Origin of the sequence: Mesorhizobium sp. LSHC412B00 (genome assembly GCF_000503035.1) — a bacterium.
Taxonomy (GTDB): domain Bacteria; phylum Pseudomonadota; class Alphaproteobacteria; order Rhizobiales; family Rhizobiaceae; genus Mesorhizobium.
The window spans coordinates 93046-107918 of record NZ_AYWB01000005.1 but is presented as its reverse complement, the minus strand read 5'-3'; the positions used below and the strand labels follow the sequence as shown (position 1 = coordinate 107918).

General features: G+C 63.8%; 13 protein-coding genes and 1 pseudogene. 5 read left to right on the top strand and 9 right to left on the bottom strand.

Annotated features, from left to right (window positions below):
- Window positions 1-5 precede the first annotated feature (5 nt).
- Entirely contained in the window at window positions 6-542 is a 537-nt protein-coding gene (locus X757_RS153135; RefSeq protein ID WP_198024401.1) for a L,D-transpeptidase, read from the bottom strand.
- Between the two features lie 145 nt (window positions 543-687).
- On the opposite strand from X757_RS153135, the gene X757_RS153140 reads away from it, so the two are divergent.
- On the top strand, window positions 688-1371 hold the full coding sequence (locus X757_RS153140; RefSeq protein WP_023670493.1) for a response regulator transcription factor: 684 nt from the start codon (window positions 688-690) through the stop codon (window positions 1369-1371).
- A 177-nt stretch (window positions 1372-1548) separates the two neighbouring features.
- Window positions 1549-2004, top strand: coding sequence for a cyclic nucleotide-binding domain-containing protein (locus X757_RS153145; protein ID WP_023670494.1), 456 nt, complete (start codon window positions 1549-1551; stop codon window positions 2002-2004).
- A gap of 164 nt (window positions 2005-2168) precedes the next feature.
- Here X757_RS153145 and xth read toward each other — a convergent pair whose 3' ends face one another.
- The 6 genes from xth to tesB all read right to left on the bottom strand — a co-directional run bounded on the left by xth (window position 2169) and on the right by tesB (window position 9901).
- Window positions 2169-2975, bottom strand: a complete 807-nt coding sequence (gene xth / locus X757_RS153150) for an exodeoxyribonuclease III (RefSeq protein WP_023726063.1) — start codon at window positions 2973-2975, stop codon at window positions 2169-2171.
- A gap of 196 nt (window positions 2976-3171) precedes the next feature.
- The gene (locus X757_RS153155; protein WP_023670496.1) at window positions 3172-3852 is read right to left on the bottom strand and encodes an outer-membrane lipoprotein carrier protein LolA; all 681 of its coding nucleotides are present in this window, start codon (window positions 3850-3852) and stop codon (window positions 3172-3174) included.
- 138 nt (window positions 3853-3990) lie between these two features.
- Window positions 3991-6660 (bottom strand): DNA translocase FtsK, encoded by a 2670-nt coding sequence (locus X757_RS153160; protein ID WP_023726062.1) that lies wholly within the window; start codon window positions 6658-6660, stop codon window positions 3991-3993.
- A gap of 346 nt (window positions 6661-7006) precedes the next feature.
- Window positions 7007-8455 carry an ammonium transporter gene (locus X757_RS153165; protein WP_373432834.1) on the bottom strand — a complete coding sequence of 483 codons (1449 nt, stop codon included), beginning with the start codon at window positions 8453-8455 and terminating at the stop codon, window positions 7007-7009.
- Window positions 8456-8468: 13 nt separating this feature from the next.
- Window positions 8469-8807 carry a P-II family nitrogen regulator gene (locus X757_RS153170; protein ID WP_023670499.1) on the bottom strand — a complete coding sequence of 113 codons (339 nt, stop codon included), beginning with the start codon at window positions 8805-8807 and terminating at the stop codon, window positions 8469-8471.
- A gap of 218 nt (window positions 8808-9025) precedes the next feature.
- Window positions 9026-9901 (bottom strand): acyl-CoA thioesterase II, encoded by an 876-nt coding sequence (gene tesB / locus X757_RS153175; protein WP_023687727.1) that lies wholly within the window; start codon window positions 9899-9901, stop codon window positions 9026-9028.
- A gap of 112 nt (window positions 9902-10013) precedes the next feature.
- Between tesB and X757_RS153180 the strand changes: the two genes are divergently transcribed.
- Complete coding sequence (locus tag X757_RS153180; protein ID WP_023726060.1) at window positions 10014-11270, top strand: ubiquinone biosynthesis hydroxylase; 1257 nt, start codon at window positions 10014-10016, stop codon at window positions 11268-11270.
- A 22-nt stretch (window positions 11271-11292) separates the two neighbouring features.
- On the opposite strand, the gene plsY is transcribed toward X757_RS153180, so the two are convergent.
- Window positions 11293-11931 carry a glycerol-3-phosphate 1-O-acyltransferase PlsY gene (gene plsY, locus X757_RS0133820; protein ID WP_023670502.1) on the bottom strand — a complete coding sequence of 213 codons (639 nt, stop codon included), beginning with the start codon at window positions 11929-11931 and terminating at the stop codon, window positions 11293-11295.
- Between the two features lie 16 nt (window positions 11932-11947).
- Window positions 11948-12478: a hypothetical protein gene (locus X757_RS153185; protein WP_023698376.1), complete on the bottom strand. Its 531-nt coding sequence runs from the start codon at window positions 12476-12478 to the stop codon at window positions 11948-11950.
- A gap of 197 nt (window positions 12479-12675) precedes the next feature.
- Between X757_RS153185 and X757_RS153190 the strand changes: the two are divergent.
- A pseudogene (locus X757_RS153190) lies at window positions 12676-13266 on the top strand (FGGY-family carbohydrate kinase); the annotation flags it as partial.
- Window positions 13263-14870 carry a GMC family oxidoreductase gene (locus tag X757_RS153195; RefSeq protein WP_023726058.1) on the top strand — a complete coding sequence of 536 codons (1608 nt, stop codon included), beginning with the start codon at window positions 13263-13265 and terminating at the stop codon, window positions 14868-14870. The pseudogene X757_RS153190 and the gene X757_RS153195, both read left to right, overlap by 4 nt.
- Window positions 14871-14873: the final 3 nt, after the last annotated feature.

Below are 14873 nucleotides of genomic sequence, written 5' to 3'. Positions count from 1 at the left end.
ACTCCCTACCTCACCACCCTCACCACCGTCCGGTCCGACACCAGCGGCAACAGCCGCGCCATTGTCCGCGCCGTCACCGCCACGCAGCCTTGCGTCGGTGTGAAGCCTGGGCGCGCCAGATGGAAGAAGATGGCGCTGCCGCGGCCGCGCCGGCGCGGCGCCATGTTCCAGTCGAGCACCAGGCAGGCGTCATAGAGGCGGTCGTCGCGCCGCATTCGCTCATGGCTGGCGCCATAGGGGATTTTCACCGGCCGGTTGTAGTTGCGGTCGTCCGGCACCTCGCACCAGCCGAGATCGGCGCCGATCGGCGCCATCGCCAGCCGGGTTTTGCGGCCGGCCGCGAAATGATCGCCCCGAAAATATCCTGACAAAATCCGCATCTCGCCAAGCGGCGTCGCACCGTCGCCTTCGCGCTTGTTGGCTGAGATGCCGCCGCCTCCGAGCGCGCAGGCAAACACCTTGCTGCCGGCCTGCAATATCCCCTGGCTGGGGTTGCCCGGCCTCGCCCGAACCACCAGCACACGCAGCCCTTTCGGCAAAATTGCGCCGGCTGCATTGCGATCGCGTTTTTTCTTGTATGATCGTGTCACGGAACAAATCACTGTGATCGGACTGTTGCGCCGGTCAGCTTCCGCATAAATGGGGGGCGGTCAACTGAAAATTCTTTTCAAAACAATGGATTGATCCATGACATCACGTACCATTCTGATCGTTGACGACGATGACGACCTGCGCGGAACCCTCGTCGAGCAACTGGCCCTTTACGAAGAATTCGACGTCTTGCAGGAAGCGACCGCCGCCAAAGGCGTCGCCGCGGCGCGCGGCGGGCTCATCGACCTGCTCATCATGGACGTCGGGCTGCCCGACATGGATGGCCGCGAGGCGGTGAAGATCCTGCGCAAGGGCGGCTACAAGGCCCCGATCATCATGCTGACCGGCCACGATACCGATTCCGACACGATTCTGGGCCTCGAGGCCGGCGCCAACGACTATGTCACCAAGCCGTTCCGCTTCGCCGTGCTGCTCGCCCGCATACGCGCACAACTGCGCCAGCACGAGCAGAGCGAAGACGCCACCTTTTCGGTCGGGCCCTACACGTTCAAGCCCAGCCAGAAGCTTCTGATCGACCAGCGCGGCGGCAAGGTGCGGCTGACCGAGAAGGAAGCCTCGATCATCAAATATCTCTATCGAGCCGACCAGAAGGTGGTGACGCGCGACGTCCTGCTCGAGGAAGTGTGGGGCTACAATTCCGGCGTCACCACGCACACGCTGGAAACTCACGTCTACCGGCTGCGCCAGAAGATCGAGCGCGATCCTTCCAATGCTGAAATTCTTGTGACAGAAAGCGGCGGCTACAAGCTGGTTCCTTAAACTTTTCATTGTTCAATAAGCGGTCGGGGCGGGACTGTTTCGGGGAGGATCCGGCTGGGGGAGCCTGGATCGGCCCGCTGCGCAGATTGAAGTGTTAGAGCGTCCTTTGCGCGTTCAATTGGACACGCGGCGCTCTAAGGGAGGGATTGGACTGACCGTTCGGGGACGCAGCTAGAGATGGCGCTGGATGACGACATCCGCATCCTGTCCGCCGTGAAGCTCTTTGAGGGTTTCACGCAGGAACAGCTGCGCCTGCTCGCCTTCGGCGCCGAAGCCACCCATCTGCAGGCCGACCGCAAGCTGTACCGCGAGGATGACGAAGCCGACTCGGCCTATATCGTGGTCAGTGGCCGCATCGTGCTCTACCGCGAGCATGACGGCGACCGCATCCCGATCGGCACCGCCGGCCCCGGCACGATCCTCAGCGAACTGGCGCTGATCGCCGACTCAAGACGGCTGACCAGCGCCTCGGCCGAGACCGATTCGGAAGTGATAAGGTTGAGCCGCAAGATGTTTCGCCGCATCCTGGAGGAATATCCCGAGGTGGCGGTGAAACTGCACCAGCGCATCCTCGATGATTTCCAGGCCATGATCGCCCGCATCGAGAAGCTGGCGCCAAGGTTTGGCGGGTAGGTCCCCGCGACCGCGCTCACGCTTGGGTGTGTCGAGATTCAGGTCAGGCCGAGTCGAAAATGGCTGATACCGAGAACCGGAGCGGAGCGTACTCAAAGTACGCGAGCACCGGAAGCGCAGGTATCGGCCATTTGCAGGCCGGCCTCACCTGAATATCGGCCCGCCTAATCCAGGTCGAACCGCGCAATCACCGGCACATGGTCCGAGGGCCGCTCCCAGCCACGCGCCTCTCGCAGGATCTCATAGCCGGCAAAGCTCGGCACCAGGTTCGGTGACGACCAGACATGGTCGAGCCGGCGGCCGCGGTTCGAGGCTTCCCAGTCCCGCGCGCGATAGCTCCACCAGGTGTAGAGCTTCTGCTCTGGCGGCACGTCGAGCCGCATCAGGTCGACCCAGTCGCCGGCGATCCGCATCGCGTCGAAATTATGCGTCTCGACCGGCGTGTGGCTGACGACGTTGAGCAATTGCTTGTGCGACCAGACATCGTGCTCCTGCGGCGCGATGTTGAGGTCGCCGACCAGGATCGAGGCCGACACCTCGTCATGCGCGGCGCGGATGGCGTTCATCTCGGCAACGAAATCGAGCTTGTGGCGGAACTTGCGGTTGATCTCCGGATCGGGCTCGTCGCCGCCGGCCGGCACGTAGAAATTGTGGACCAGGATTGCCTTGCCGCCGGCCTGCACCTTGACCGACAGATGCCGGCTGTCATCGATCTCGCAGAAGCGCCGTTTCTCGACAATCTCGATCGGCCGCCGCGCCACCGTCGCAACGCCGTGATAGCCCTTCTGGCCATGGAATGCGATGTGCTCGTAGCCGGCCTTGCGGAACGCCTTTTCCGGAAACAGCTCGTCGGGAACCTTCGTCTCCTGCAGGCAAAGCACATCGGGCGCCTGCTCCGTCAGCAGCCGCTCGACGATCGGCATGCGCAGGCGCACGGAGTTGATGTTCCAGGTGGCGATGGAGAAGGGCATGCGGCGGTCCGAACAAGGTCGCCGATCTACTGCCAGCCTAGCGCCACAAACACAAGCCAGCCTTTGCGGGCGGCGGCTCTGATTCAGGTCAGGCCGAGTCGAATGGCGGTCTCCGAGAACCGGAGCGGAGCGTACTTAAACCACGTGAGCACCGGAAGCGCAGGAGATCGCCATTGGCAGGCCGGCCTCACCGCATCTAGCGCTGGTTGGTGTTCAGCTCGCGGTTCGCCGCATAGTCGATGGCAAAGGTGTCCGCAGGGAAGCTGACGCCTTCCTTGGTGTTGTAGATCATCACCGTGGTGTCCTTGCCCTGCGCGTCGGTGATGGTCCACTGGCGCAGATCATAGGATTTCGGATCGAACATCATGGTGATCTTCGAATTGCCGAACACCGACTTGTCGGCAAGCTGGATGGTGGTGAGGTCGCTCTCTTCCTTGATCGATTTCACGCGGCCCCCCGAGAGGTCGATCTTGGTGTCGAGCAACAGCTTCAGCGGCGTCTTCGACAACGGATAGAGATCGGACGTTTTCAGCCGCTTGTTGAGGATTACCACCGACTTGCCGTCGGAAATCACCCGGAAATTCGACTTGCCGTCATAGTTGAAGCGAATCTTGCCTGGCCGCTCAAGGAAGAACTTGCCGCCGGTCTGCTGGTTGTTGGGGCCGAACTGGACGAACTCGCCGCTCATCGATTTGACCGAGGAGAAATGGTCGGCGATCTTTTGCGCCGTCGGCGGCACCGCCGCCTGCGCCGAGGCCAGGAGCTGGAACCCCGGCACGACGTTGATGGCCGCGGCGCCGGCAAGCATCAGGCCAAGGCCGAGCAACTGGCGACGGTTTGGAGCGAAATCGCTGATCGCGGAAAGATCGTTTTTCATGCCGGTCACTCTCGTGTGGTGTGTGTCTCGTTGCAGTCCGTGGACCCCCAGTTAGACTTAAGTTTGGCGGGCCGGACAGCGCTCAGTCGCTGTAACGCGCCAAAAGGTTCAAGGTTGCCGCCGGGCCGTATCGGCTGATCAGAACTTGTCGTCCTCGGTCGGCACCAGGATTTCGCGTTTGCCGGCATGGTTGGCCGGGCCGACAATGCCTTCCTTCTCCATCTTCTCGATGATCGAGGCGGCGCGGTTGTAGCCGATGCCGAGCCGGCGCTGGATATAGCTGGTCGACGCCTTGCCGTCGCGCAGCACGACCGAGACCGCCTGGTCGTAGGGATCGTCGGAATCCTCGAAATTGCTGTTGCCGCCACCACCAGCGCCGCCCTTGCCCGACGGCTCGTCATCGTCCTCGCCGTCATCCTCGGTGATGGCGTCGAGATATTCGGGCACGCCCTGCAGCTTCAGATGGGCGACGATCTTCTCGACCTCGTCGTCGGCGACGAACGGGCCGTGCACGCGCTGGATGCGGCCGCCGCCGGCCATGTACAGCATGTCGCCCATACCGAGCAGCTGCTCTGCGCCCTGCTCGCCCAGAATGGTGCGGCTGTCGATCTTCGACGTCACCTGAAAGGAGATACGGGTCGGGAAATTGGCCTTGATGGTGCCGGTGATGACGTCGACCGACGGACGCTGCGTCGCCATGATGACATGGATGCCGGCCGCGCGCGCCATTTGTGCCAGGCGCTGCACCGCGCCTTCGATGTCCTTGCCGGCGACCATCATCAAATCGGCCATCTCGTCGATGATGACCACTATGTAGGGCATTGGCTCGAGATCGAGGTTCTCGGTCTCGTAGATCGCCTCGCCGGTCTGGCGGTCGAAGCCGGTCTGCACGGTGCGCGAGATTTTTTCGCCCTTCTTTTCAGCCAACTGCACGCGCGCGTTGAAGCCGTCGATGTTGCGCACGCCGACCTTGGACATCTTGCGGTAGCGGTCCTCCATCTCGCGCACGGTCCATTTCAACGCCACCACCGCCTTCTTCGGGTCGGTGACCACCGGCGTCAGAAGGTGCGGGATGCCGTCATAGACCGAAAGTTCCAGCATCTTCGGGTCGATCATGATCAGCCGGCAGTCCTGCGGCGTGAGCTTGTAGAGCAGCGACAGGATCATGGTGTTGATGGCGACGGACTTGCCGGAGCCGGTGGTGCCGGCGACCAGCACATGCGGCATCTTGGCGATGTCGACGATCACCGCCTCGCCATTGATGGTCTTGCCCAGCGCCAGCGCCAGCTTGGACTTGGTCGTCTCGAAATCGCGGCTGGCCAGGATCTCCCGGAGATAGACGGTCTCGCGCTTGGCATTCGGCAATTCGATGCCGATGGCGTTGCGGCCGGGCACCACGGCGACGCGGCAGGCAATGGCGCTCATCGAGCGGGCGATGTCGTCGGACAGGCCGATGACGCGCGACGATTTGATGCCGGGCGCCGGCTCCAACTCATAGAGCGTGACCACCGGGCCGGGCCGTACCGCGATAATCTCGCCCTTGACGCCGAAATCCTCCAGAACGCCTTCGAGCAGGCGCGCATTCTGCTCCAGCGCGTCCTTGGACAGGCTGGCGTCGCGCACCACGTTCTTCGGCTCCGACAGGAAATGCAGCGACGGCATTTCGAATGTTTCCGAGCCGATCAGCGAGGTCTGCGCCTCGCGCTGGACGCGCGCGCCGGGAGCGGGACGCGGCGCAGGTGCGGCGACGCGGGTCGCCGCATCTGACCGGAAGTTTTGCACCTTGGCGTTCGGCGCGGCACGGCGCTGGACCGGCTCGTCGTCGAGTTCGACCTCCTCGTCGCCATTGTCGAAACCGGCATCGAGGACGTCGTCATCGTCCGGATCGACGGAAACGCTGCGGTCATTGACCATGGCGGCGAAGAATTCCGGCTCGACGCGGGCGCGGCCATCCGGGCTCATCCGCGCTTCGGCGAATTCCGCCGATTCGACCCGTTCGGCGGCGCGGCGCCATGCGGTGGAGCGCTGCTCCATCTCCGGCTTGAACTCGTCGCGCTCCTGCTGGCGGCGCACAGCCCGGCGATGCATCCAGGCGCGGAAAGACAGCCACCAGTGGGTAACGGCGCCGAGCGCCAGTATCCCCTCGTCGCCCTCGTCCTCGTCTTCGTCGAAGAGCAGGTCGTCCTCTCGGGGATCGGGCTCCGCGGTGCGCTCCATGACGGCAAAGCCGTTCTTGCGCGCAATCAGCGCCGAGCCATAGGCAAACAGCCACAGCGCCGGCGCAATGAGCACCATGGCAATGATGCTGGCAACGATGCCGGTCGGGTAGCCGCCAATGACCACGCCCGGAATATTGAGCACCATGTCGCCGAACACACCGCCGAGGCCGGTCGGCAACGGCCACGTCTTGGGCGGCACCACGCAGCCGGCCATCGCCGCCGCGAGCAGCGCGAAGCCGAACCAGGCAAGGCCGCGCTTCGGCAGCCTGTCGACGCCGCGCGCCGAAAACAGGAGAAAGCCCCAGATCACCGCCGGCACCAGGGCGGCGACCGCGGCAAGGCCGAAGAACTGCATGGCGAGGTCGGAGAATACCGCGCCCGCATAACCCATGGCGTTGGTGACGATGTTGGCGGTGGCGTGCGAGAAGCTGGGATCGGCGACGTTCCAGGTCGCCAGCGCCGCGACGCCAAAGGCGACCAGCGCAAACAGGCCGGCGCCGACCAGCCGCCCGACCTGGCGCCGCGCGAATGCCTGGATGCCGTGCCCCGTATCGGTCAGCGCGAGCGGTGCTGAAGCCCCTGAACGCATGCTTCGTTCCCCGTCTGTCATGGACTGGCCGGGCGCATGACGCACTCCGGCAGATTCGGATGTCAGACTATCGGGGGGAAGGTTAAGGCCGCATTAACTATACGCACCCAGAGCCACGATCTTGCTCACTCCACTGTAGGCAGTCTCAATAGTTCGGAACCAATCCGGTCGACGTCTCCCCGCCGGCGGCCATCACTAGAACGTGATTGCGCAGGGACCGAGGCCTGCCAGCACGGTTGCCAAAAAGAGAGGCCCGGAATGACCCGGGCCTCAAAGCGTGAACTCCTTTCGGGAGCGTCACGACGGGATGGGAGAATGCGGGGCGGCCGAGGCCGCCCCGCAAGGCTTACGAGTGGTAGGCCGCTTCGCCATGCGAAGTCAGGTCGAGGCCTTCGCGCTCGGCGTCGGCTGTCGGACGCAGACCGATGATCAAGTCGACGACCTTGTAGAGGATTGCGCTGCCGATGCCCGACCACAGCAGGGTTACCAGGACGCCTTTGCCCTGCGCCAGCAGCTGCGTGGCCGTGCCGGCATAGCCGGCGGCGAAGTCGGCCGTCGAATAGTCGACGATGCCGGCGCCGCCGAGGGCGGGATTGACCAGAATGCCAGTGCCTAGCGCACCGATGATGCCACCGACGCAGTGGACGCCGAAGACATCGAGGCTGTCATCATAGTCGAACGTGTTCTTCACCACCGAGACGAAGAAGTAGCAGACGAAGGTGGCAACGATGCCAAGCACGATAGCGCCCATCGGGCCGGCAAAACCTGCAGCCGGCGTAATCGCGACGAGGCCGGTGACCGCGCCCGAAACAGCGCCGAGCATGGAGGCTTTGCCGCGCAGCAGCGATTCAAGCACGATCCAGGCCACTGCCGCCGCCGCCGTGGCGACGAAGGTGTTGATCATCGCCAGCACCGCATAGGCGTTCGCTTCGAGGTTCGAACCGGCGTTGAAGCCGAACCAGCCGACCCACAGCAATGAAGCGCCGACCATGGTCAGCGTCATCGAGTGCGGCGCCATGATGTCCTTCTTGTAGCCGATGCGCTTGCCGATCATCAGCGCGCCGACGAGACCGGCAATGCCCGCATTGATGTGAACGACCGTGCCGCCGGCGAAGTCGATGGCGCCGAAGCTGAAGATCAGGCCGGACGGGTCGGCATAGGCGCTCGGGCCGCCCCAGAACCAGACCATGTGCGCGATCGGGAAGTAGATTAACGTCACCCATAGGATAACAAAAAGGATCAAGGCGGAGAATTTGACGCGTTCGGCGAATGCGCCGACGATCAGGGCGGGCGTGATGCAGGCGAAGGTCATCTGGAAGACGACGAACACCAGTTCAGGAATGGCGACGCCCTTGCTGAAGGTTTCCGAAAGCGACGATACGTTGACGCCGGAGAGAAACATCTTCGAAAGGCCGCCGACGAAGGCGTTGCCCGGGGTGAAGGCGAGGCTGTAGCCGTAGAAGACCCAGATGATCATGACCACGCTGGTGATGGTGAAGACCTGCATCAGCACCGACAGCATGTTCTTGGTACGAACCAGGCCGCCGTAGAAAAGCGCAAGGCCGGGAATGGTCATCAACAGCACCAGCACGGTGGAAATCATCATCCACGTGGTGTCGCCCTTGTCGACGGTAAAAGCCGGCGCTGCTGGCGCTGCCGCCGCGACGGCGGGAGCCGCCTCCTGCGCGAAGGCAGCAACCGTGCCCAATGCTCCGAGCGCTAAGGAGCCCAGCAGCGCGGAGCGCGCCACTGACTTCAAGGTGGAAGGTATATTCATTGAACTCTCCATTGGAATACGTGTTCGCCGCTCAAAGTGCGTCGGTGTCTGTTTCGCCGGTACGGATGCGCACCGCCTGATCGATGCCGAAGACGAAGATCTTGCCGTCGCCGATCTGGCCGGTCTTGGCCGCCGCCGTGATGGCTTCGACGGCCTTGTCGACCAGGTCTGTGCTAACCGCGACTTCGATCTTGATCTTCGGCAGGAAACTGACCGCGTATTCCGCCCCGCGATAGATTTCCGTGTGTCCCTTCTGACGCCCGTAGCCTTTGACTTCGGTGACGGTCAGGCCCTGGATGCCGACGGCGGTGAGCGCTTCGCGCACCTCGTCGAGCTTGAACGGCTTGATGATTGCCATCACGATTTTCATAAGGTTTCACCCTTTGCTGTTGCGGTCCCCCGCGTTTGCACACCTTCACCGATCCCAAAAAGCCCGGAGAGTGCCCAACAGGATTCAAGCTCCGTGCCAGTTGCGGAAGCAGGGTGTTAACTCATTGTAAATAAACGGATCGCTCGAGTCCCGGCGCCACGGTGCGCACTGTCAACGGACAGTCACTGATTAAAAAGTAGGCAATTTTTCGAAAATGCCTATTCCGCAGGCGGCCGCTTCAGCCGGATCAGGCCTTCCTGGGCAACCGAGGCGATCAGGGTGCCGTCGCGGGCAAACAGCGAGCCGCGGGTGAAGCCGCGCGACCCCTGCGTCGACGGGCTGTCCTGCGTGTACAGGATCCAGTCATCGAGCGGATGGCTGCGATGGAACCACATCGCATGGTCGAGGCTCGCCGCCTGGATGTCGCGGTCGAAAATGGCGCGGCCGTGCGCAAAGGTCGAGGTGTCGAGCAGCGTCATGTCGGAGAGGTAAGCAAGCACCGCCGCCTGGATGCCGCGGTCGGCCGGCACCGGGCCGGTGGTGCGGATCCAGATGTTCTGCTGCGGCTCCAGCTTTTCGCGGCTGGTGTAATGCTTCAGCATCACCGGCTTCATCTCGATCGGCCGGTCACGCTCCCAGTAGCGCTTGATGCCGTCCGGCACCGCCTCGCCGAACTTGCCCAGCAATTCGCGCTGCGACAACAGGCTGTCGGGCGGCGGCACGTCGCGCGGCATCGGCAGCTGATGCTCAAGGCCAACCTCGTCCTGCTGGAACGAGGCTTCCAGCGAAAAGATCGCCTGGCCGTGCTGGATCGCCACCACGCGCCGCGTGGTGAAGGAGCCGCCATCGCGGATGCGGTCGACCTCGTAGACGATCGGCACCTTGGTGTCGCCGGGCCGCATGAAATAGCCGTGCAGCGAATGCACGTGGCGCTCGGGCTCGACGGTGCGCTGCGCGGCGACCAGCGCCTGGGCGATGGTCTGGCCGCCGAAAACGCGCTGCCAGTCGAGCTTGGGGCTGCGACCACGGTACAGATTGTGTTCCAGCTGCTCGAGGTCGAGAATGCTGAGAAGCTCGTCCATGGCCGCCGTCATGCTTCGTGACCTCGCCGTAAGATGCTATGGCGGTTTCCGACAGGAATGGCGGGCAGTCAAGGCCGGAATGCCCCAGTGGGCGGGGATGGTCGAGACTTCGAAAGGAATTGACATGGCGAACCGCAACCCGGACGCAAAAACCCCGCTCGACGTGCTGGTCGCTGGCGCCGGCTATGTCGGCCTCGCCGCCGCCGTGTCGCTGAAACAGGCGCGGCCGGGCCTCGCCGTGGCGGTCGTTGATGCTGCCCCCGCCGGCGTCTGGCAGAAGGACCGCCGCGCCTCGGCGATCGCCGCCGCCGCCTGCCGCATGCTCGACCAGCTCGGCGTCTGGCAGGAAATCGTCGGGCAATCGCAGGCGATCACCGAGATGATCGTCACCGATTCGCGCACCGCCGATCCGGTGCGTCCGGTGTTTCTCACCTTCGATGGCGAGGTCGCGCCGGGCGAACCGTTCGCCCACATGGTCGCCAACAAGGACCTGAACAGCGCCTTGCGCCGCCGCGCGCAAAAGCTCGGCATCGACATCATCGAAGGTGTCGCGGTCGCATCGTTCGACGGCAATGGCGCCGGCATCACCGTGCATCTGGCCGACGGCGCGGCGATTGAGGCGCGGCTGCTGGTCGCCGCCGACGGCGTCAATTCCAAATTGCGCGACATGGCCGGCATCAAGACGGTGAAATGGGAATATGGCCAGTCCGGCATCGTCTGCACGGTGGCGCATGAGCGCCCGCACAATGGCCGCGCCGAAGAGCATTTTCTGCCGGCCGGCCCGTTTGCAACGCTGCCGCTCAAGCCGACCGAGGACGGCACCAACCGTTCGTCGCTGGTCTGGGTCGAACGTTCCGAGGATGCCGAAAAGCTGGTCTCGGGCGACGACCTCGTCTTCGAGCAGGAGCTTGAATTGCGCTTCGGCCTGAAGCTCGGCGAAATCCGCGTCACCGACAAGCCGCGCGCCTGGCCGCTCGGCCTGACCATCGCGCGCGCCTTTGTCGCCCCGCGCATCGCGCTTGCCGGCGACGCCGCGCACGGCATCCACCCGATCGCCGGCCAGGGCCTCAATCTCGGCTTCAAGGATGTGGCGGCCCTTGCTGAAGTGGTGGTCGAGGCCGATCGCTTGGGACAGGATATCGGCGCGCTCGACGTGCTCGAGCGCTACCAGCAATGGCGCCGCTTCGACACGGTGCAGATGGGCGTCACCACAGATGTGCTGAACCGGCTGTTTTCCAACGACATCGGCCCGCTGCGCCAGCTCCGCGACATAGGCCTCGGCCTTGTCGAACGGATGCCCAGGCTGAAGGAGTTCTTCATCCGCCAGGCGTCGGGGTTGTCCAACGGCACACCACGGCTGCTCAAGGGTGAGGCGATTTAGGCCGGGAATGAGTGCCGCTTTGTCATAGACGCGGCTCGGCTCCTGACATCAGCCGCGCAATGTTGGCGCGGTGGCGCACGATCACGTAGATGCCGCCGGCGATGACCAGCAACCGGTAGGGCAATGGTTGTTCCATGCCGCCGACGAGGGCGATCGCGGTGAGCGCCGCCAGCATCGAACTCAGGGACACAATTCGGGAAACTGCCAACACCACGGCAAATGCCGTCGCCGCGCCTAGACCCACAGGCCAGGACATCGCCAACAAAACACCCAACCCCGTCGCAGCCGATTTGCCGCCGGTGAAATTCAGCCAGATCGAACGGCTATGCCCAAGCAAAACAGCGAGTCCGGCCAAGCATACAACCCAAGGAGCCCAAACGGGCATATCAGATATTGCCGACGGCGGCGTTGCGGAAGACCAGAAACAAAACCAACGGGCAAAGATGACCGCTGCCGCCCCTTTCAGCACGTCCACCAGAAGCACCACCAATGCTGGCCATTTCCCGAGTGTGCGCAATACATTTGTCGCACCGGTGGACTTGGAGCCGTGCTCCCGGATATCGATGCCCTTAAGCAGTTTCCCCGCCAGATAGCCGGCAGGCGTAGAGCCGATAAGGTAAGCGGCAGCCGATCCTACCACGCTCGCTATCCAGAATGACATGCGCCCGGGCTGTTTCTCAGTTGACCTCAAACCCCAGCTTCTGCCGCAGTCGCAGCATGCGTTGGTCGGCGACCTTGAAACTCTGCTCGCCGCTCTTGGCAACACGATCCAGCATCTGCAGCAGGTCTTCGCGCTCATGCGGATCGAGGCGCTCGCGCAGGAAGGGCGCCAGCTTGTCGATGACGATCGTCGTGTCGTCGATCTGCGCCGCGGCCCATTTGGCGTAGACGACGGCTTCATCGGTCTTCTTCTGGTTGTCCGCAATCTGCGAGATCACCTCGCGGATAACCGTTTCGCGCTTCGGCAGGATCGGACCATGCTCCGCCGCGATTGCCATGATCAGCGTTGCTGCCGCCACCACCGGATCGTCGATCGCCGTCAGCGGCGACAGCGCCGCCTGCTTGCGCAGCTTCTTGCGCCTTATGTTGCCCTGGACGCGGCCGACGACGTCGGCGACCTCGCGCGCGGCTTCGTTCATAGCCTTCATACGATACCACCAGAACGCCCCGGCTCCCAGCACGCCGAGAATAGCAATCAGGAAAGGCATGTCGAATTCCCCCGAAAATTGCGGCGACGATAGGAGAACTCCGGCGTTGCTTCAACACGCAAGAATTGTATCTGATGAGAAAACAGAGCTGGCCCCCTAATCATCCAGACGCCGAGATCGGGCGTCCTGGGTTCAGGTCGCTCGTCACGGGCACTAATGATGCAACCGCTTAGCGATAACGCTGACTTCGCATCGAGCGCGGTGCCCATCATGACGATCCGTTCGGCCACTGCAATGCGGCTGTCGGCGCGGTGACGCCGGCCTGGGACGATCCGATGTTCCACCCGTTTCTCTACGGCTCCGGGCAAGGGGCGGAATACCGTGCCGGCTTCTACGGCCTTGCCGGCTGGCACAAGGAAGGCCATATGCTGCGCGCGCTGTTCGAGGGCGTGATGTTCGAGCACCGGCGCCACATCAATGTTCTGAAGGACGCCGGTGTCAGCTTCGACAAAGCGGTCCTGTCCGGCGGCGGTTCGCGCAGCGAGCACTGGCCGCAGATCTTCGCCGACGGGCTTGGCGTGCCGATCACCGTCCCTGAAGCACGCGAGACCGGCGCACTTGGCGCGGCGATCGGCGCCGGGGTCGCGGCCGGCCTGTTCGCCGACTATGAGGCCGGCGTCGACGCCATGACCCGGTCAAGCGCCGCCTACCGTCCGAACCCGGCCATGCAGGACCATTACAACAGGCGTTATCGCGCCTATTGCGGCCTTGCCGATACGCTGCGATCGTTCTGGGCCGAACAGGCCGCAGAACCGAGTAGAACACCGCCGAGTAAACCACCGCAATGACCCAACGGCTCGATGGCGACTACGACTACATCATCGTCGGCGCAGGCACGGCGGGCTGCGTGCTGGCCAATCGGCTGAGCGAAAACCCGGCGACGCGCGTGCTGCTGCTCGAGGCCGGCGGCAGCGACAATTATCACTGGGTGCATATCCCGGTCGGCTATCTCTATTGCATCGGCAATCCGCGCACCGACTGGATGATGAAGACTGCCCCCGAAGCCGGCCTGAACGGCCGCTCGCTGGTCTATCCCCGCGGCAAGGTGCTGGGCGGCTGCACTTCGGTCAACGGCATGATCTACATGCGGGGACAGGCGGCGGACTATGATGGCTGGCGGCAGATGGGCAATGTCGGCTGGGGCTGGGACGATGTGCTGCCCTATTTCCTCAAATCCGAGGACCATCATGGCGGCAAGACCGAGCTGCACGGTTCCGGCGGCGAATGGAAAGTGGCGCGGCAACGCCTGTCCTGGCCGATCCTGAACACCGTGCAGGAGGCGGCCAAGGAATTCGGCATCATGCCGCGCGAGGATTTCAACGACGGCGACAATGAGGGGTCGGGCTTCTTCGAGGTGAACCAGAGCAAGGGCGTGCGCTGGAACACCGCCAAGGCCTTCCTGCGCCCGGCGCTACGACGGCCCAACCTTCGGCTGGTCGTCAACGCGCATGCCGAGACGGTGATGTTCGAGGGTAAGCGGGCCGTAGGCGTCCGCTACTGCCTCGGCGCCCAAGCCATCGAGGCAAAGGCCAGGAGCGAGGTGCTGCTGACGGCCGGCTCGATCAACACGCCGAAACTGTTGGAGCTTTCCGGTGTCGGCCAGCCGGACCGCCTCGCCGCGCTCGGCATCGATGTGGTTCACGCCAGCCCCGGTGTCGGCGAGAACCTGCAGGACCATCTGCAGATCCGCACTGTCTACAAAGTGTCGTCGGCGCTGACGCTCAACACGCTAGCCAACAGCCTGAGCGGCAAGGCGAAGATCGCACTGCAATATGCCTTTGGCCGCTCGGGACCGATGTCGATGGCGCCGAGCCAGTTCGGCATGTTCTCGAAATCCGATCCGTCGATGGCGACGCCGGACCTGGAGTACCACGTCCAGCCCTTGTCTACCGACCGGCTGGGCGACCCGCTGCACCCGTTCCCGGCAATCACCATGTCGGTCTGCAATCTGCGGCCCGAGAGCGTCGGCTCGGTGCACGCCACGACGCGCGACCTGGCCGTGCAGCCGGAAATCCGGCTGAACTATCTCTCGACGGTGCGCGACCGCGAGATCGCGCTGCGTTCGGTGCGCCAGGCGCGCAGCATCATGACCGCCAAGGCGCTTGCCGGTTTCCGACCGGAGGAGATCCTGCCGGGCCTCACCCACCAGTCCGATGATGACCTGCTGCACCAGATCGGCTCGATCGCCACGACCATCTTCCACCCGGTCGGCACCTGCCGGATGGGTGTCGACGACCGCGCCGTCGTCAGCCCGGACCTGCGCGTCACCGGTGTCGAGGGCCTGCGCGTCGTCGACGCCTCGATCATGCCGCGCATCGTCTCCGGCAACACCGCCTCGCCAGTGGTGATGATCGCCGAGAAGGCGGCGGATATGATCCGCCGGCCTGCATGACCT

What these genes read in the sequence shown, in the direction of transcription:
- X757_RS153180 (WP_023726060.1), top strand. Translation starts at nt 10,014, where the DNA reads ATGGCGAACCGCAACCCGGACGCAAAAACCCCGCTCGACGTGCTGGTC.
- xth (WP_023726063.1), bottom strand. Translation starts at nt 2,975, where the DNA reads ATGCCCTTCTCCATCGCCACCTGGAACATCAACTCCGTGCGCCTGCGC.
- plsY (WP_023670502.1), bottom strand. Translation starts at nt 11,931, where the DNA reads ATGTCATTCTGGATAGCGAGCGTGGTAGGATCGGCTGCCGCTTACCTT.
- X757_RS153185 (WP_023698376.1), bottom strand. Translation starts at nt 12,478, where the DNA reads ATGCCTTTCCTGATTGCTATTCTCGGCGTGCTGGGAGCCGGGGCGTTC.
- X757_RS153195 (WP_023726058.1), top strand. Translation starts at nt 13,263, where the DNA reads ATGACCCAACGGCTCGATGGCGACTACGACTACATCATCGTCGGCGCA.
- X757_RS153160 (WP_023726062.1), bottom strand. Translation starts at nt 6,660, where the DNA reads ATGCGTTCAGGGGCTTCAGCACCGCTCGCGCTGACCGATACGGGGCAC.
- X757_RS153170 (WP_023670499.1), bottom strand. Translation starts at nt 8,807, where the DNA reads ATGAAAATCGTGATGGCAATCATCAAGCCGTTCAAGCTCGACGAGGTG.
- tesB (WP_023687727.1), bottom strand. Translation starts at nt 9,901, where the DNA reads ATGACGGCGGCCATGGACGAGCTTCTCAGCATTCTCGACCTCGAGCAG.
- X757_RS153140 (WP_023670493.1), top strand. Translation starts at nt 688, where the DNA reads ATGACATCACGTACCATTCTGATCGTTGACGACGATGACGACCTGCGC.
- X757_RS153145 (WP_023670494.1), top strand. Translation starts at nt 1,549, where the DNA reads ATGGCGCTGGATGACGACATCCGCATCCTGTCCGCCGTGAAGCTCTTT.
- X757_RS153155 (WP_023670496.1), bottom strand. Translation starts at nt 3,852, where the DNA reads ATGAAAAACGATCTTTCCGCGATCAGCGATTTCGCTCCAAACCGTCGC.